At 36.0% G+C, this 16945-nt stretch carries 17 protein-coding genes; 3 read left to right on the plus strand and 14 right to left on the minus strand.

The window, feature by feature from the left end; genetic code table 11:
* Nucleotides 1-94: 94 nt before the first annotated feature.
* Entirely contained in the window at nucleotides 95-967 is an 873-nt protein-coding gene (locus PZ898_RS13885; protein ID WP_277693577.1) for an AraC family transcriptional regulator, read from the plus strand.
* A gap of 92 nt (nucleotides 968-1059) precedes the next feature.
* Here the strand turns inward: PZ898_RS13885 and PZ898_RS13890 are convergent, their stop codons facing one another.
* Together PZ898_RS13890 and PZ898_RS13895 are read right to left on the minus strand one after the other, a co-directional pair.
* Nucleotides 1060-1344 carry a hypothetical protein gene (locus PZ898_RS13890; protein WP_171006268.1) on the minus strand — a complete coding sequence of 95 codons (285 nt, stop codon included), beginning with the start codon at nucleotides 1342-1344 and terminating at the stop codon, nucleotides 1060-1062.
* 93 nt (nucleotides 1345-1437) lie between these two features.
* Nucleotides 1438-3045, minus strand: a complete 1608-nt coding sequence (locus PZ898_RS13895) for a fumarate hydratase (protein ID WP_062676059.1) — start codon at nucleotides 3043-3045, stop codon at nucleotides 1438-1440.
* Between the two features lie 225 nt (nucleotides 3046-3270).
* Between PZ898_RS13895 and fumC the strand changes: the two genes are divergently transcribed.
* The gene (gene fumC, locus PZ898_RS13900; protein ID WP_277693578.1) at nucleotides 3271-4665 is read left to right on the plus strand and encodes a class II fumarate hydratase; all 1395 of its coding nucleotides are present in this window, start codon (nucleotides 3271-3273) and stop codon (nucleotides 4663-4665) included.
* 75 nt (nucleotides 4666-4740) lie between these two features.
* Here the strand turns inward: fumC and PZ898_RS13905 are convergent, their stop codons facing one another.
* Genes PZ898_RS13905 through PZ898_RS13915 form a run of 3 tightly spaced genes read right to left on the minus strand, consistent with a single transcriptional unit; the run spans nucleotide 4741 to nucleotide 6967 of the window.
* Nucleotides 4741-5781, minus strand: a complete 1041-nt coding sequence (locus PZ898_RS13905; protein WP_277693579.1) for an outer membrane beta-barrel protein — start codon at nucleotides 5779-5781, stop codon at nucleotides 4741-4743.
* A 30-nt stretch (nucleotides 5782-5811) separates the two neighbouring features.
* Nucleotides 5812-6420 (minus strand): hypothetical protein, encoded by a 609-nt coding sequence (locus PZ898_RS13910; RefSeq protein ID WP_277693580.1) that lies wholly within the window; start codon nucleotides 6418-6420, stop codon nucleotides 5812-5814.
* Nucleotides 6407-6967, minus strand: a complete 561-nt coding sequence (locus tag PZ898_RS13915) for an RNA polymerase sigma factor (RefSeq protein WP_047428786.1) — start codon at nucleotides 6965-6967, stop codon at nucleotides 6407-6409. The genes PZ898_RS13910 and PZ898_RS13915 overlap by 14 nt, the downstream gene beginning before the upstream one ends.
* Before the next feature lie 248 nt (nucleotides 6968-7215).
* On the opposite strand from PZ898_RS13915, the gene PZ898_RS13920 reads away from it, so the two are divergent.
* Nucleotides 7216-7413, plus strand: a complete 198-nt coding sequence (locus tag PZ898_RS13920) for a hypothetical protein (RefSeq protein WP_062676064.1) — start codon at nucleotides 7216-7218, stop codon at nucleotides 7411-7413.
* Nucleotides 7414-7493: 80 nt separating this feature from the next.
* On the opposite strand, the gene PZ898_RS13925 is transcribed toward PZ898_RS13920, so the two are convergent.
* The 9 genes from PZ898_RS13925 to PZ898_RS13965 form a co-directional block, all read right to left on the minus strand.
* Nucleotides 7494-8432, minus strand: coding sequence for a Dyp-type peroxidase (locus PZ898_RS13925; RefSeq protein ID WP_277693581.1), 939 nt, complete (start codon nucleotides 8430-8432; stop codon nucleotides 7494-7496).
* An 18-nt stretch (nucleotides 8433-8450) separates the two neighbouring features.
* A complete protein-coding gene (locus PZ898_RS13930; protein ID WP_216443691.1) occupies nucleotides 8451-9167 on the minus strand; it encodes an ABC transporter ATP-binding protein in 717 nt (238 codons plus the stop codon).
* A 3-nt stretch (nucleotides 9168-9170) separates the two neighbouring features.
* Entirely contained in the window at nucleotides 9171-10637 is a 1467-nt protein-coding gene (locus tag PZ898_RS13935; RefSeq protein ID WP_216443690.1) for a DUF5687 family protein, read from the minus strand.
* Nucleotides 10638-10713: 76 nt separating this feature from the next.
* Nucleotides 10714-12363: an AAA family ATPase gene (locus PZ898_RS13940; protein WP_216443689.1), complete on the minus strand. Its 1650-nt coding sequence runs from the start codon at nucleotides 12361-12363 to the stop codon at nucleotides 10714-10716.
* A gap of 129 nt (nucleotides 12364-12492) precedes the next feature.
* Complete coding sequence (locus PZ898_RS13945; RefSeq protein ID WP_120233288.1) at nucleotides 12493-13398, minus strand: DUF4835 family protein; 906 nt, start codon at nucleotides 13396-13398, stop codon at nucleotides 12493-12495.
* 36 nt (nucleotides 13399-13434) lie between these two features.
* The gene (gene coaBC, locus PZ898_RS13950) at nucleotides 13435-14640 is read right to left on the minus strand and encodes a bifunctional phosphopantothenoylcysteine decarboxylase/phosphopantothenate--cysteine ligase CoaBC (RefSeq protein ID WP_277693582.1); all 1206 of its coding nucleotides are present in this window, start codon (nucleotides 14638-14640) and stop codon (nucleotides 13435-13437) included.
* Between the two features lie 123 nt (nucleotides 14641-14763).
* Nucleotides 14764-15087 (minus strand): DNA-directed RNA polymerase subunit omega, encoded by a 324-nt coding sequence (locus PZ898_RS13955; RefSeq protein WP_002983982.1) that lies wholly within the window; start codon nucleotides 15085-15087, stop codon nucleotides 14764-14766.
* Between the two features lie 42 nt (nucleotides 15088-15129).
* A complete protein-coding gene (gene bamD, locus PZ898_RS13960) occupies nucleotides 15130-16125 on the minus strand; it encodes an outer membrane protein assembly factor BamD (protein WP_062676071.1) in 996 nt (331 codons plus the stop codon).
* Between the two features lie 103 nt (nucleotides 16126-16228).
* The gene (locus PZ898_RS13965; protein WP_047428771.1) at nucleotides 16229-16858 is read right to left on the minus strand and encodes a TetR family transcriptional regulator; all 630 of its coding nucleotides are present in this window, start codon (nucleotides 16856-16858) and stop codon (nucleotides 16229-16231) included.
* Between the last annotated feature and the right edge of the window lie 87 nt (nucleotides 16859-16945).

Genomic DNA, 16945 nt, shown 5'->3' on the forward strand with positions numbered 1-16945 from the left:
CAATTAACCCCGAGTTATCATTTTCGAACTTTTGGTTATCCTGCGAAGGACTTTTATCTTAAGAAGTTGTACCATGGCTGTAAAAATGTGTTGTATGAGGGGTCAATCAAAAAGTGAACATTTGTTCATATCCGAGGACATCAAAATCATCATGCAGGAAGACCTTTGTTCTGATCAATCCTTCAAGTCTTATATGCTGGAGGCAAAGTCAAGTTTTAATTTGATTTTCATGTTGAGTGACGGCATTAATTTAGAAGGTCATGATTGCGGCACTCAGTTTTTATTCAAGAAAAATCAATATATACTTCATTATTCTTCCAAAGAAGGTGTTGCTGAACTATGGACAGAAAATCAGGAAATTCTGAGGTATCTCCACATTCAGATTAATTACCAATATATCTTTAACCTCATCAATCCAAAACTAAATCGTGAGAATGCTGAGATTCTGGAAAACATGATTCATAATAATTTTATATTCCTTCATAAAGAAACGCCGCCGGATATGACGGTTGAGATGCATATGATTGTTAAAGAAATTCTTGGTTATAGCAAACGGGGAATTATGCAGAAGTTATTCATAGAAGCAAAGATTATTAAACTTCTTATCCTGATCTTTGAGCAATTTAATGAGAAAAATATTCTCGAGGATACTCCAAAAACTCCTGAAATGATCAGGAAATTCATTGATGAAAATTATCATAGAAATATAAAAGCAGAAGAGATTGGAAAATATATAGGAATGAATCAAAATGTCATCAGGAAAGAATTCAAAGCCCGATATCATACAACGATTGCTCATTATATTTCGGAGCTCAGAATGTTGAAAGCCAGGAAACTGATCACAAATAAAGAGATTATGATTAAAGAGATTGCTATTGAATGCGGCTATGAGTACCTCCAGAACTTTACCCGTGCTTTCAAAAAGAAATTTGGGGTATCTCCTGAAAGTCTGAGGACTAATAAATAGAAAAACCGCTTAATTGCTTAAGCGGTCTATATATGTTGTTTTGCTTTGATATTACTTTTTCAGAATTCAGGTGAAAAAGCAATGACAATCAATTAATGATGATGTCCGTGATCGTGAAGGAAAGGTCCGTTTCCTTTCGGCTCGTTATAGATAACTTCTACACCTTCCTGCTCAGTAATAAGCTTTCTTCTGATATCTTCAGGGTCGAAAGGCTTTACTTTTCCGAAATACTCTTTCAAACCTTCAGTTAGCCACATTGGGATTACTAATCCGAAGAACATAAAAATACACCAGAATCCTACTAAGAACATAGTAATGAAGAATATAGTCCAAAGGAACTGGTAGAACGGCCAAAATGCTGATAATATCGTTATCATTCTCTTAAAGATTTTAGGCAAAAATAGAACTTTTTTCCCTTTTACACAAAAGATCAGCGTTCTATTTTGTTATTTATTTTAATTTTAAACTAATTAGTGAGCCAGATTTGCGAAGAAATCATTGCCTTTATCATCGGAAATGATGAATGCCGGGAAGTCTTTTACCTCAATTTTTCTTACGGCTTCCATTCCTAATTCCGGGAAGTCTACTACATCTACAGACACAATATTATCTTTTGCAAGGATAGCAGCCGGCCCTCCGATAGATCCAAGATAGAAACCTCCGTATTTATGACATGCATTGGTAACATCTTTACTTCTGTTTCCTTTTGCCAGCATGATCATGCTTCCACCGTGGCTCTGGAACTCGTCTACATAAACGTCCATTCTTCCGGCAGTGGTAGGTCCGAAACTTCCTGAAGCCATTCCTTCCGGAGTTTTCGCTGGTCCCGCGTAATAGATTGGGTGGTTTTTGAAATATTCAGGCATTGGTTTTCCACTGTCAATAATTTCTTTGATTTTTGCGTGAGCGATATCTCTTGCTACAATAAGAGTACCGTTCAGTTTTAATCGGGTTTTGATCGGGTATTTGGAAAGCTCTGCAAGAATTTCCGGCATTGGTTTGTTAAGGTTAATCTCAACAGCTTCTTCCAAATGTGGTGGAGTATCAGGTAAGAATCTTTTCGGATTCTGCTCTAATTGCTCCAGGAAGATCCCTTCTTTTGTAATTTTTCCTTTGATATTTCTGTCTGCGGAACAAGAAACTCCCATTCCAACAGGGCAAGATGCCGCGTGTCTCGGAAGTCTGATTACTCTTACGTCATGTGTAAGGTATTTTCCTCCAAACTGAGCTCCGATGGCACTTTCCTGGCAGATTTTCTGAACTTTTGCTTCCCATTCAAGGTCTCTGAATGCCTGTCCGGCCTCATTTCCTTCCGTCGGAAGATTGTCGTAATATTTTGCAGATGCTTTTTTCACTGCTGCAAGGTTGGCTTCTGCTGAAGTTCCTCCGATTACCAATGCTAAGTGGTAAGGCGGGCAGGCAGCCGTTCCAAGATCCGAAATCTTTTCTTTAATGAATTCTTCAAGAGATTTTTCGTTCAATAAGGATTTCGTCTTTTGATATAAGAATGTTTTGTTGGCAGAACCCCCTCCTTTCGTTAAGAATAAAAATTCGTAATAATCTCCTTTTTTAGCATAGATATCAATCTGTGCAGGAAGGTTAGACCCGGAATTCTTCTCATCAAACATCGTTAAAGGAACGACCTGAGAATATCTTAAGTTTCTTTTCTGATAGGTATTGAAGATTCCCTTACTTAGATATTCACCATCATCTACTCCCGTGTACACATTTTCTCCTTTTTTCCCCATTACGATAGCCGTTCCTGTATCCTGGCACGAAGGAAGAGCTCCCTCCACAGCTACTGCAGCGTTTTGTAAAAGGTTATAAGCAACGAATCTGTCATTATCTGTAGCTTCAGGATCATCAATGATTCTTCTAAGGCTTTCTAAGTGTGAAGAACGAAGCATGAAAGAAACATCTGCCATGGCTTCTTCAGCTAACAGTTCCAATCCTTTAGGATCTACTGTTAAAATTTCTCTGTCACCCAGTTTTTCAACCTTTACATAGTCTGATGTAAGTTTTTTGTACACCGTATCATCTTTCTGAATAGGATACGGATCCTGATATCTAAAATCCATTCAATTTTTGTTTCTACAAAAATACGCCTCCTTTAAAAAAATATGAGTAAAATCAGTCATTTAAATTGATATTTATAATGATTATAAATTGGAGGTTTCTGAGTTTATAAGTACCTTTATAGAAGCTAAATAAACAAAGCCAAAATATTATTTATTTCATTAAACATGATACTACCAACAATTTTTTTGGCGTAAAAAATAAAAGATCATACAAATTTCAACACTATGAATTACAGAATAGAAAAAGACACCATGGGAGAAGTGCAGGTACCTGCAGATAAACTTTGGGGTGCACAGACGGAACGTTCCAGAAATAATTTCAAAATAGGACCTGAGGGTTCAATGCCGCATGAAATCATTGAAGCTTTTGCTTACCTGAAGAAGGCTGCCGCTTATGCCAATACTGATCTGGGAGTACTTCCTGTGGAAAAAAGAGATATGATCGCGAAAGTATGTGATGAAATTCTGGAGGGAAAATTGAATGACCAGTTTCCTCTGGTGATCTGGCAGACGGGTTCCGGAACCCAGTCGAACATGAATGTCAATGAAGTAATTTCAAACAGAGCACACGTCAATAATGGCGGAACATTGGGTGAAAAATCTGAAATCCACCCGAATGATGATGTGAATAAATCCCAGTCTTCGAATGATACCTATCCCACTGCTATGCACATTGCTGCGTATACCAAAGTGGTGGAAGTAACCATTCCGGCTGTTGAGAAACTAAAAAATACGTTGTCTGAGAAATCAAAAGCCTTTAAAGATGTGGTAAAAATTGGTAGAACCCACCTGATGGATGCCACTCCGCTTACTCTTGGACAGGAATTTTCAGGATATGTGGCTCAATTGGAATTCGGATTGAGAGCTTTAAAAAATACCCTACCTCATCTTTCTGAACTGGCATTGGGAGGAACTGCTGTAGGAACAGGATTGAATACGCCTAAAGGCTATGATGTAAAAGTAGCAGAATATATTGCTCAGTTTACAAAACACCCTTTTGTTACTGCTGAAAATAAATTTGAGGCCCTTGCTGCTCATGATGCGATTGTAGAATCTCACGGAGCTTTAAAGCAACTGGCAGTTTCTTTATATAAAATTGCTCAGGATGTAAGATTACTGGCATCAGGACCACGTTCCGGAATCGGGGAAATTCATATTCCTGAAAATGAACCGGGATCATCTATTATGCCCGGGAAAGTAAATCCTACCCAGAATGAAGCAATGACGATGGTTTGCGCACAGGTCTTAGGAAATGACACTACAATTTCATTTGCAGGAACTCAGGGGAATTATGAGCTGAATGTTTTCAAACCGGTAATGGCTTACAATTTTTTACAGTCTGCCCAACTGATTGCTGATGCATGTATTTCCTTCAACGATCATTGTGCGGTAGGTATTGAGCCCAATCATGAGAGAATTAAAGAACTGGTAGACAAATCTTTAATGCTTGTTACGGCTTTAAATACTCATATCGGATATGAAAATGCTGCTAAAATTGCTAAGACGGCCCATAAAAACGGAACAACGTTGAAAGAAGAAGCCATTAATCTTGGTTTGCTAACTGCTGAACAGTTTGACGAGTGGGTAAAACCTGAAGATATGGTAGGAAGTTTAAAATAATGATTCTATAACTGATACAATGTAAAAACTCCGGGAACAGTTCCCAGAGTTTTTCATTTTACTGTCAAAATATATTTAATCTAATCCAATGGCCAAGCCAAATATCAATGCTTTATCATTTTTGAAATAACTGTCTTTAAAGAAGTTACTGAAATCTTTTTTAACAAACACGCTGAAACTGTTGTACGAAAATGTAATCTGTGCTCCATATACAAAAGGATTCACCTGATAGTTTCCGCGGTCTCTGGTTTCACCGTCATTTCCTTTTACAATATTGTTGGTAGACATTTTTACCCCTCCATAAACATTGGCTCCAATTTTAAAACCCGTATAATAACTTCTGTACTGGATATCCATTCCGGCATTTTTAAGTTTTGAGAAATTATACTGCATCCCAAGGGGAACCATGATATATCCGGTTCTCAATTTGCTTTTATCAAGGTTTCCGTTGTATTGCGCCAAAGCGACTCCCTGATCTGCACTTCTTGTAAACAGCATATTATTATCTGCTCTTACTGTTCTCCAGGAAAATCCTACCCCGGAAATTACCGCCCACGGGCTTGTTCTGCTAAGCTGATAGTTCAGTTTCAGACCAAACTCCAGGTTATTGGCATATCCTATGTTTTTATCCAGGACATTATCCTGAGCACTGTTTGTAAGTGTCATGATTCCATAAGAGAAATATCCTGTAAAGCTTCTGCTGGGACGGAATTTTTTCAATAATTTTTCTTTAAGCTCTTCTTTAGAGGTAACATCGGTATTCAGAAGGGAATATCTTACCTGCTTTTGAATAACGTCATCCAGATCAAAGCCAAGTTCCTCAATTCTTTTATCCATTTTCTCAGAATAACGGTCTGCAATCTGAGCTTTTTCTCTGTCGAAATCCGCTTTATCAAGATTTCTTGCCTGCAAAACGACCAATTCTTCTTCCATCAGCTTTTTTTCTTCCTGAATGATGGTATTGATCTTTGCAGCATATTCTTCTACTTTTTCTTTTACAATAGGGCTTACCTCTGTATCTTTTTTAGAAGACAGGTTAATATTGAATGTCTTTTGTGCATAGAATGATGCTGAAAAAGAGCACAGCAATCCCATTACGATTAATTTCTTGATCATATTATTAATTTTTAAATTTTTACGGATACGTTATCTGGCATTCAAATCAATAGTAGCCACATTACTTCCATCCTTTGTTTTTTCGATAACATCTTTATGCTCTACTGAGAAAAGAAGTGTGGATGGGTCTACATATTTTTTCTTTTTAACCGGAGTTTTTATAGAATCGGCTTTTGCCATGAGTTTAGGATTAGAAATCTGATTGATATCCAGTTTCTTCAATGGAAGATTTTCTTTAGGGATAAGTTTATTCTGGCCTATTGCAACTGGAGCAATCGCTTCTTGCTTATCATCAGAAAGAGTTTTTTTCATTTCTTTTTTATCATTATTCTCAACTGCCAGCGGAGCATGATTCTGAACCGGATCTTTTACAATTTCTTCTGTAGTATTTTTTCCGGTTTGTTTCACAATTTCCTGCTGAGTTTCGGAAGGGCGATTAAGAAAAAAAAGAACGCTTCCCAAGCTGAATGTCAAAATCAAACATGCCGCTACTAAAAACCAGTTCATTTTTGATTTGAAACGGTGACTATTGTTATTCTGAAGCTCAATTTCGGACCACAGATTGCGTGATGGAGTGATTTCTCTCTCCTCAATCTGTTTTTTGATCTGAAATTCAATAGTATCTTTAGACGTTTTCATTTTTCACTTTTTTTTGTTGTTGAAAGTAGATCTTTCTTAATTTTTCTTTTGCTCTGAACAGCTGTGTTTTGCTGACAGCCACTGAAATCTGCAAAGTATCAGCAATTTCCTGGTGAGAATATTCTTCCAGCACATACAGGTTAAAAACCATTCTGTAGGCATCGGGAAGCTGATCCAAAAGCTCTTGTGCATTAAAATCACAATCAATCTCTGCTTCATGGATATCTTCATGAAAAGATTGATTAATCTCGTCCAGATAGAAAACAGTTTTATGACTTTTGATAAAATTCAGGCATTCATTTACAACAATTCTTCTTGCCCAGCTTTCCAGGTTCGACTCTCCTCTGAAGCTTTCAATGTGCTTAAAAATTTTACAGAATGCTTTAATGAGACAATCTTCGGCCTGATACAAATCGCTCACATAGCTTTTGCTTACACTCAGGAATCTCTTTACATTCTGTTCATAGAAAATCTTCTGTGCAGCCGGATCCTGTTTCTTCAGGAGGCTTAACAAATCATTCTTTTTATTTCCGAACAAAAGTTTCATGCTTATGCTGTTTCTATACTAAAGACAATCAAAACAAAAAAAGGTTACAACTTGAAAAAAAATATTTTATTATTTACTACAATAAGTTGATTTTTTTTGTCCAGAGTTACAAATTCCCTCCTTTTTTTATTTCGAGAAACAAAAGAAAAACCTTTAAATAAAAAACTGAATGGCAATATTTTAATTAAAAGTACTCTGTATTTATTTTTTTCCTATATTAGAGATATAATTAATTTAAAACTAAATCCATGAAAAATCTAAAAAAATTAGATAGAGAAAATTTAAAAGTAGTATTAGGCGCGGGCTTTACATGCCTTGGTAACCTTTACTTAATAGAAGCAAACGGCTATTATGCATGCTGTACAAAACCCGATGTAGATCCTTGCAACTCTTCTGCATTTTGTCTGACTCCTGTTGGTATGTGTGATACTGGTGGTCCAGCTTAATTCTAAGCTCAATTAAAACAGTACCATGAAACAACTAAAAAAAGTTAAAAAGGCTGCCTTGAATGGGACAGCCTTTCATTTTATCCTGAGAATTCATCAAGCAAATTTCTGGTAGGAACAAAGAAAAGCGTTCCTGTAACTGCAGTGCTGAAATCTAAAATTCTGTCATAATTTCCCGGAGGATCACCTATAAACATTTGGGTCAACATTTTTTTTGTTGTTGCAAATGTACTTGAATAGGCAATAAAGTAAGTTCCAAACTCATTGGTAGAAGGATTCCCAAAAGGCATATTATCTCTTACGATTTTCAATTCTTCACCGTTTTCGCCCTCGATATTAGCTAAGGCAATGTGTGAATTTGATGGTTTTACATCATCAGACATTTCAATATCATTCTCTTTTGATCTTCCGATCACTTTTTCCTGCTCTTCCGTGGATAAGCCTTTCCAGGCATCCATGTTATGAAGATATTTTTGAACAAAAAGATAGCTTCCTCCTTTATACTGAAGGTCTTCGTCGCCTATTTTTCCGAAATAGTCACGGTCATCACCGTGAGGGTTTTCCGTTCCATCTACAAAACCAAGAATGGAACGCGCATCCCAATATTTGAATCCATGAATCTCCAAAATACTTTCAGCTACAGAGCTCAATAAGCTGGATATTTCAACCGCCATATCGAAAATAAGGCTCTTGTTGTCTGCTCTCAGATGAAAATGAAGATCTCCGGGAGTAGAAACTGCGGTATGTTTCGTTCCTTTTATTTCTTCAAAATTGACTAATTCTTTGGGCATTGGTGTCTGAAGTTCCAGTTTTCTCCATGCATCTGCACCAATTCCCATGACACAGCTTGCTCTGCTGTCCGGGAAACGGTTAAACACTGAATTATTAAGATTTAAAACCAAAGCACATAGTTCCTGAAAAACTTCTTTCAGCTCAGGGCTGTCATTAAGTTTCCAGACCATGAAAATAGTATTGCTGTTGGGATAATCTGTTACATTCTGTGATTCTATTGTATTCATACCTCTATTTTTGTCGTATTAAATATCCGAAACTGAAACCTGATCTGCAAAATATTGTTCCAGATCTTTCAATGTTTCCGGATTAGTCTGAATATCTTTTACCAAAAGACCTTTGTTCACCACTACAATTCTGTTGCAGACTTCTGTGGTATGGGAAAGATCATGGCTGGAAATAAGGAAAGTAACGCCATCCTGTTTTGATAATTCCTTGATCAGGTTTTTAAGCTTAATCTGGGTAGACGGATCAAGGTTAGCAAAAGGCTCATCAAGAATAATTATTTCAGGATTCCCGATAATTGCTCCTACGATTCCCACTTTTTTCTGATTTCCCTTTGAAAGATCACGGACATATTTCCCGGATTTCAGGATTTCACCATTGAAAAAATCATGAAAGGGTTTCAGGAATTCATCTACAGATGCTTTATTCTGACCTCTCAGCTCCCCAAGAAAATAAAAATATTCCTCCGGAGTAAGATATCCAATGAGAAAGGTATCATCTACAAATGCTGATACTTTATTTTTCCAGACTTCGGATTCATTGACTTTAATACCATCAATGCTTACAAATCCTGTCGTAGCCTGAATCAGATCCAGCATCAGGCTGAAAAGAGTTGTTTTTCCTGCTCCGTTATTTCCTACAAGGCCAAATGTTTCCCCTTTAGGAATTTCAAGATTTTCGATATTAAGAACCGTTGCTTTTCCGTATGTTTTTGATAGATTATGTATATTGATCATGGCTTAATTTATATTTTTAAATGCATCCAATGTGCTGTATTTCTCTCTTTTATATTGTTTTACAATGATATCGAAGATTTTCTCTCTCAGAAAAAAGCCGATAATTCCTATAATTGCAATACTTATCACTCCGCCAGTAATTCCCCATAGATATTTTGTCAAAGCAAATACTCCCATTGGGAGAAGCATTTTAGGAATCAGCAGAAGCATTGTCACTAAACTGAAACTTCCTTTTTGCCCCATTCTTTTCTCTTTTGAATTCAGGTCGATCTGATTTTTATTGAAAGCTCCGGACCACAAGGTAAATTGAGAGTTAACACCTATATTATATAATCCTGCCGCGAAGAATGTAACATAGATCTCCCAGCCAAAGTACACATAACAGAGAGCAATGACTACAGAAGCAGCTGTTATAATATTCATCAGCCACCATTTCGCTTTCAGATATTCTTTGTAAGGAACATTCAGAGTCATCATCAATGGAAAATAGGAACTGTCAAAAGCAGGTACGCGCTGCCCGAACAGAAACTGAAAACCACCTGTTACAAAAAGTCCCATAACCATCATCATTGCCGGAGTTTTGTAGAGTGAAGAACTAAACATCAGCAATCCATAGAACAAGAACATAAAGCTTCCAAACAAAATTCCTTTGGTTACTTTATTGCGTCTCAGCATTCTGATATCATTATTGATAAATGCTCCGATAACACCATATTTATTCAGGAAGGCAATATTTTCTGTTTTCCCGACTGTTTTCTTGGCTTCAAGCCCCTGATCAAGGTAAAATTCATTGCGAAGGTAGCGGAAACATACCCACCAGAGTATAACAAACAATAGAACAGGAATCAGTGCAAAGTAAGGTTTTTCATACAAGCTGAAGAAAACCAACTCAGAATAGGACAAAACCGGAACAATATTATAATACCCCAGCGCTCCTATACCCAGAAAACATACTCCTATGATGACTGCCAGCGTTTCTTTACCATTGAAAAAGATATTGATAAAATTATTCATGTAAAGTAATGAAACCGCCCCTATAAGCCATAATAAGACTCCTGGAATGCTGTATCCATTGAATAATGCAATCAGTGAAAATGTAATAAAGAATAAGGAACTCAGCCAACTGAATGCTGAAAGAAACGTCTTAGCCAGCATATAATTGACCAATGTATTCTTCCTGATATTCATGGTAAGAAACGGCTTAATATTCTGTGTAGGGATTTCCTGCCAGAGATATTTAAGAACAAGATCAATAATCCAGGCAATAATCATGAATTTTGAAACTACCTTTAAAGGATCCTGGTGCATTTCCTCCTGAATGTAGAAAAAGGCAATAAATGCTCCACCCACAAGACATCCGATAAAGTAAAGAATTCCTATTAAACGGAGAATTTTCATGGTCAGATTGATCCCTAAAGATGTACCACGAAAAAAGCTTTTGATTTCAAGCCTAAGGAACTTTAGAAACATATTTTAGTTTTTATACATTAGTAAATATAATGTAAAATATGTTACAAATTTTTAAGAAAAAAGTGGATTTATTTAATTATCCTATAAGCTCTTTTGCCTGTGCTAAAGCTGCTTCCGTAATTTTACTTCCGGAAAGTAATTGGGCAATTTCGTTCAGTTTATCTTCACTGCTTAATGGAATAATAGTAGATTGTGTTCTGCCGGAAATATCTTGTTTTACTACTTTATAATTATCGTTTCCTTTAGCAGCAACCTGTGCAAGGTGGGAAATAACAATCAATTGCATGTCTTCAGACATTTCTCTCATCAGGTTACCGATTTCTTCAGCTACTTTTCCTGAAACACCAGTGTCAATTTCGTCCAGAATAAGGGTTGGCAACTCATCACTTTCTGCAATAATTTTCTTTACAGCAAGCATTACTCTTGATCTTTCTCCTCCGGAAATAGCCGTTTGAATTGGTTTTAAAGGGAAGCCGGAGTTGGCCTGAAACAATAATTGAATACTTTCCTTTCCAAACTGATTAAATTCGTCAGCATCCTGCAATTCTATATCCACCTTTGCTTTTTCCAGTCCTAATTTCTTGAGAAGACTTTCTGCTTTTTTGATGAAAACAGGAACATTCTTATGTCTGTTCTTTGAAAGTTTTGAAGCAAGGCTCAGAAGTGTTTTTTCTTTTTGAGAGATCGTTTCTTCAGTTTCTTCAATCTGTAATTCTAAATCTGAGGCTCCTTTCTGATCTCCAGCCAGCTGATTTCTGATCTCAATCAGTTCATTAAGCTCTGAAACATTATGTTTAAGAAATAACGCATTGATTTTATTATTAAGATCGGTAAGATATATCAGGTTTTCAGGATTGATTTCAACTCTTTCCGCTTCATGCTCCAACTCAGAGATAATGTCTTTAAGCTCTACAAAAGAGGTTTCCAATCTTGAATCAAGTTCAGCAAAACTGGTAGAAATTTCGGAAATTTTTGAAAGTTTACTGGTCGCTTCATTAAAGAATGACAGAATCCCTATTTCCTCCTGATGAAACCTTGACAGAATCTGGCCTACATTTTCAGAGATCATTCCTGCATTTTCCTGGATAGAAAGCTGGTTTTGAATATCTTCATAATCAACATCATCAAGCTTGAGCTCTTCCAATTCGTTGAGTAAAAATTCTTTATAATCGCTTTCTTTATTGAATTCCGAAAGTTGGGTTTTCAGTTTTTTCAATAACAACTTCAGCGTTTGAAATTCAGAAAACTCCTGTTGATACTCTTCAATGATTTTTTTATTCTCAGAAAGCCCGTCGATAATTTTAAACTGATATTCTGAGGTAAAAAGATTGGATGTTTCAAATTGAGAATGGATATCAATCAGTTGTGAGGAAAGCTCTCTAAGAATATCTAACGTTACCGGCACATCGTTGATAAATGCACGGGATTTCCCTGAGGGAAGTATTTCTCTTCGGATAATAGTCTGAAGTTCGTAGTCCAGATCATTCTCTATAAAGAATTTCTTAAACTGATTATTGAGAGAAAACTCGGTTTCCACCACACTTTTCTCTTCAGCTTTGGCGATTGATTTTACATCTGCTCTTTCACCTAAAATAAGTCGAAGAGCACCTAGAATAATAGATTTCCCCGCCCCCGTTTCACCGGTAATAACCTGTAAACCATTTTTCAATGATACTTCAAGGGTATCAATCAGGGCAAAGTTTTTAATGTAAATTCTCGAAAGCATTGATAATCCGGGTTATAATCCAATTTGAGTTTGAACTGTAAAAATAAGTTTTTTTAATGAGTTAAGAAATCGTTTTTTGACTGTTCACTCATCCATAATGCTAACTGTTTTTAAACCTGCTCACAAATCCTAGACTTTCCATTTATTCCACTTATTCTCTATATTCTTTGGTGAAAGGATGATCATTGTCTGTTTAAGATCATTAAGAATCAACCCTCCATTATTTCCGGAATTGAAAATATTGAAAATTTCATCGCTTTTGGTATCCATGAACTGGTTAAAGAAAAACGCCTGCTGGAAATTATTTTCGTACATTTTTAGTTGCATCAGGGCATCAAAAATGACTTTTTTCCCGGCAGTCTGATCCTGGTTGAAAAGATTATCTAATCCAGCTCTGTGGTAAGTATAAATGGTAGAACGTAACTGATTCCAGTTTGGGTTCATAATTTCGTTGATCAAAATAGAGCGGCTTCTCGGCTCGTTGATGGTATTCCAACCCTCATAGTTTCTGTTTTGGGAATTCTGTGCAATCTGCTGTGCTTTTGCGTACCATTGTGATCCTCCCATAGACTGGAAACTATCCGCATCCAGACCTAAAATAACATAAATATAGAAACTGATCACATCGGTAAGATTCTTCCCGGAAAATTGTCTTTCATTAAAAATAAGACTCTCATTTTCAATATATTCAAAAGCAAATCTCTGATCCTGAAGATTAATTAAAGGAGATTCATAAGTCGTATTGTAAACAGGTCTTACTGCCTGAATCACAATAGATCCTTTGAATTTGTTAACATCTCTTTCTGCAATAACAATAGAAAAAGCACATTTTATTTTTTCAAAATTCTGAAGTCTTTTACCTGTCCAGCTGGTATTATTGATAAAGTCCCGGAGACTTTTCTCCAACGCTTTGTACGCCTGCTGGTTACTTCCACCCAGCTGTTGGGAGTTTACTTGCACTGTTGCCAACAGCTCCTGAGAAAAACTTTGGGTATATAGAAATAACAGAAAAAATAAACTTATAATTTTTTTCATTGTCTATTAAAAATTGAGAACGGAAATTTATTAAAATTATTTTAAAAGTTGAGCCTCAACAAAATTGAGAATATCTTTTGCTACTTCATCCTTGGATTTCAGATTGAATTCCTTCTTTTCTGTTTTAGTAAATATCTTGATTTTGTTGGTATCATTTTTAAAACCGGCTCCTTCATCGCGCAAGGAATTGAGAACGATCATATCCAGATTTTTCTTTTCCAGTTTTCCTTTGGCATTTTCTTCTTCATTTTGCGTTTCCAGTGCAAATCCTACCAAAAACTGATGGGTTTTCTTTTCCCCCATTGTTTTAAGGATATCGGGATTCTTAACCAATTCTATCGTAAGATTTTCATCATTCTTTTTGATTTTTTCCTTCGCCACTTCTTTTGGAGCATAGTCTGCCACGGCTGCACTGGCAATTCCAATATCAACACTTTCATAAAATTCAAATACTTTAGCCAGCATTTCTTTGGCTGAAGTCACTTTATAAAGTTCAATATTCGGATCATTGATGATTTGAAAACTCGGTCCTGAAATCAGAATTACTTTAGCTCCTCTTTTTGAAGCTTCTTCTGCGAGAGAGAATCCCATTTTTCCTGATGAATGATTCCCGATAAATCTTACCGGATCTATTGCTTCATAGGTAGGTCCTGCGGTAATTAAAACCGTTTTTCCTTCAAGGCTTCGGGATTGGATATCCGAACTTAAATATTGTTCTACCGTATTAAAGATAGTTGCCGGTTCTGCCATTCTTCCCTGCCCGATCAGTCCACTGGCCAGCTCTCCGTTTTCCGCAGGAATGATAATATGTCCAAAGCTTTCTGCCAGCTCCAGATTCTTTTTTGTAGAAGGGTGTACATACATATCAAGGTCCATTGCAGGAGCTATGAATACAGGACATTTTGCAGACATATAGGTGGCAATAACAAGATTATCACACATTCCGTGAACCATTTTTGACAGTGTATTGGCCGTACATGGAGCAACGATCATAACATCCGCCCACAGGGCCATTTCCACATGACTGTTCCATGTTCCGTTATCACTATAAAAATCCGAATACACGGATTTTTTGGATAATGTAGACAGGCTTAGTTTCGTTACAAAGTTTTCTGCATCAGGAGTCATAATAACCTGTACTTCGGCACCTTTCTTCACAAAATCTCTGATCAGAAAGTGAATTTTGTAAGCCGCAATTCCTCCAGAGACAGCGATAAGTATCTTTTTACCGGAAACACTCATTTAGTTCTAATTTTTTGAAATACTAAAGTACTTATTTTTTCCCACACAATGAGGCTTTAAAACAACAAAGGTCATAAAAGAAGTAAATTCCTTTATGACCTTGATTTATTAAAATACAGAAGATTATTTTCTTTCTTCTGTTTTTCTGAAATAAACATCATCGTTTAACCATTCTTCAATAGCAATTGAAGTTGGCTTTGGAAGCTTTTCGTAATGTTTAGAGATCTCAATTTGCTCTCTGTTTTCGAAAACCTCTTCTAATGTAGAATTGTGAACGGCAAATTCATCCAATTTGTTGTGAAGTTCCGTACGGATCTCCGCATTGATCTGCTCTGCTCTCTTTCCCATGATAACAATAGCTTCATAGATTGAACCTACTTTATCTTCAATCTTATCTTTGTCGTAAGTAATAGTATTTACTTCTGCTTTTGTATCTTTTACACTCATTTTGAGAAAATTATTTTTATTTTAAGATGGCAAATTTACGAATTATCTTTGAATTTTGAAAGTCGCTGCAGGAGGAGGTGTCTTAAGTGCTGCACTGTCCCTCTGTAACTGCATTGCTTTCTTTTCATTGCTGATTTGATCCTTGATTTGCTGTTCTGTTTTATCTTTATCTGCCAGTTTTTCAGCTTCTTTTTTCTGTTTTGCTGTTAAAGCAGCAATTCTGGCCTCAGTTTGTTTTTTAACAACTACGAAGTTCTGTTTTTCTTTTTCCAGTTTTTCTCTAAGATCTACTGCTGTTTTAGAATATTCTGTGTTGGGAAGTTCTTTCTCTACCAGCTTTGTATAAGTAAGAGCACTTTCAATACGTTCATCTTTGAGACCATATACAGACTTCATCGCCAATTCATAACGTGACTTCATGATATAGTCATAAATCTTTGAACGAAGTTTTGTACTTGGAAAATCTTCCAAAACATTTTCAAATGCTACATTGGCTGCTTTATACTCACCCATTTTGTAGTATTGTCTTGCATTTTCATAAGCTTTAAATTCCAGCTTATAAGACAATTCATCAATTAATTGGCTGATATTCTTAGATCTTTCAGAGTTGGGATAATTGTTCAGGAATTCCTGAAGTTCATTAATGGCCAATTCTGTACTCGACTGATCCAGGTTGTAATCCATAGAACCTTCATAGTAGCATAATGCAGACATATAGGCTGCTTCTTCTGCTCGCGGGTCTTTTGGAAAACTTACTGCAAAATTCTTAAACTGGTGTCCTGCCAGCTTATAACTTTTGTCGTAATAATTGGCATAAGCTGTATTGAAACCTACGTTAGGAAAATCATCTGTTCCCGCCACAAGATTGGCAAGTCTGTCGTAAAGAGCCAATGCATTTTTCCATTTTTTCTTGGCAAAATTTTCATTAGCTGCCTTTAAGATAAATTCTTTATCAGCACTTCTCATTGCTCTCTCCTGCTGACTTACACAAGATGTAATCACCGCTACAGCAAAAAGACCTAAAATATATTTTTTCATATATAAAATTCAACAGTTTTCGGATTATACAGCCGATTTACTAATTTGCAAAAATATAACTTTTTTGCCAATAGATTTTTTTTTATGAATATTTAACGTAATTTTAGTCTGCAGCGTATCCCAAAATCGCAAAAACACTTAATAAAAGATTCATTCTCACCTTTTTCTCTGCTTCTTTTGCATAGGTTTCCTCATTTTTGCTCGGAACATAGAGCTCATAGAAATTTTTATTCCTGATGACAAATAAAGTGGATCCGATGATCATGGTAAGAATGTCTTCAGGTTTGGGTGTAAAAGTAAAAACTCCTGATGCGACACCTTTTTTAATGACTTCATCCAGTTTTTTCACAAATAGCTGATAGAAATCCAGCAGTTCATCTTTCAGATTCTCTGTATGACGAAGCTCCTGGGTCACGAAACCATGAAAATAATTATACTTGAAAAGCTGAGAAACAATATATTTAATCATTTCCCGTAATTGCATTTCAGGCTTACCATCCTTGATCGTATCTGCAAATTCTGAAAAATTCTCTCTTGTTTTCAGTACTCTGTACTGATAGAGATAGGACATCATTTTCTCTTTAGAACCGAAGTAATAAGAGATCATGGCGACGTTGATATTTGCTTTGGAACAAATATCTCTTACAGAAGTTCCCTCATATCCTTTCTTGGCGATGAGCTCTTCTGCAATATCCAATATGTGAATCTGTTTTTCTGTAAATTTTTTTTTCATGAAGTGTACTTTGAGTAAAGTTAAGAAATTTTTAACACATTTATAAACGATCGTTTAATAATTTTAAATTAATTCTGAAAATACTTA

This window comes from Chryseobacterium sp. WX, from assembly GCF_029542485.1.
Lineage (GTDB): Bacteria > Bacteroidota > Bacteroidia > Flavobacteriales > Weeksellaceae > Chryseobacterium > Chryseobacterium cucumeris.

Coding starts and splice junctions, on each gene's coding strand:
- PZ898_RS13885 (WP_277693577.1), top strand. CDS start 95: ATGAGGGGTCAATCAAAAAGTGAACATTTGTTCATATCCGAGGACATC.
- PZ898_RS13890 (WP_171006268.1), bottom strand. CDS start 1,344: ATGATAACGATATTATCAGCATTTTGGCCGTTCTACCAGTTCCTTTGG.
- PZ898_RS13895 (WP_062676059.1), bottom strand. CDS start 3,045: ATGGATTTTAGATATCAGGATCCGTATCCTATTCAGAAAGATGATACG.
- fumC (WP_277693578.1), top strand. CDS start 3,271: ATGAATTACAGAATAGAAAAAGACACCATGGGAGAAGTGCAGGTACCT.
- PZ898_RS13905 (WP_277693579.1), bottom strand. CDS start 5,781: ATGATCAAGAAATTAATCGTAATGGGATTGCTGTGCTCTTTTTCAGCA.
- PZ898_RS13910 (WP_277693580.1), bottom strand. CDS start 6,420: ATGAAAACGTCTAAAGATACTATTGAATTTCAGATCAAAAAACAGATT.
- PZ898_RS13915 (WP_047428786.1), bottom strand. CDS start 6,967: ATGAAACTTTTGTTCGGAAATAAAAAGAATGATTTGTTAAGCCTCCTG.
- PZ898_RS13920 (WP_062676064.1), top strand. CDS start 7,216: ATGAAAAATCTAAAAAAATTAGATAGAGAAAATTTAAAAGTAGTATTA.
- PZ898_RS13925 (WP_277693581.1), bottom strand. CDS start 8,432: ATGAATACAATAGAATCACAGAATGTAACAGATTATCCCAACAGCAAT.
- PZ898_RS13930 (WP_216443691.1), bottom strand. CDS start 9,167: ATGATCAATATACATAATCTATCAAAAACATACGGAAAAGCAACGGTT.
- PZ898_RS13935 (WP_216443690.1), bottom strand. CDS start 10,637: ATGTTTCTAAAGTTCCTTAGGCTTGAAATCAAAAGCTTTTTTCGTGGT.
- PZ898_RS13940 (WP_216443689.1), bottom strand. CDS start 12,363: ATGCTTTCGAGAATTTACATTAAAAACTTTGCCCTGATTGATACCCTT.
- PZ898_RS13945 (WP_120233288.1), bottom strand. CDS start 13,398: ATGAAAAAAATTATAAGTTTATTTTTTCTGTTATTTCTATATACCCAA.
- coaBC (WP_277693582.1), bottom strand. CDS start 14,640: ATGAGTGTTTCCGGTAAAAAGATACTTATCGCTGTCTCTGGAGGAATT.
- PZ898_RS13955 (WP_002983982.1), bottom strand. CDS start 15,087: ATGAGTGTAAAAGATACAAAAGCAGAAGTAAATACTATTACTTACGAC.
- bamD (WP_062676071.1), bottom strand. CDS start 16,125: ATGAAAAAATATATTTTAGGTCTTTTTGCTGTAGCGGTGATTACATCT.
- PZ898_RS13965 (WP_047428771.1), bottom strand. CDS start 16,858: ATGAAAAAAAAATTTACAGAAAAACAGATTCACATATTGGATATTGCA.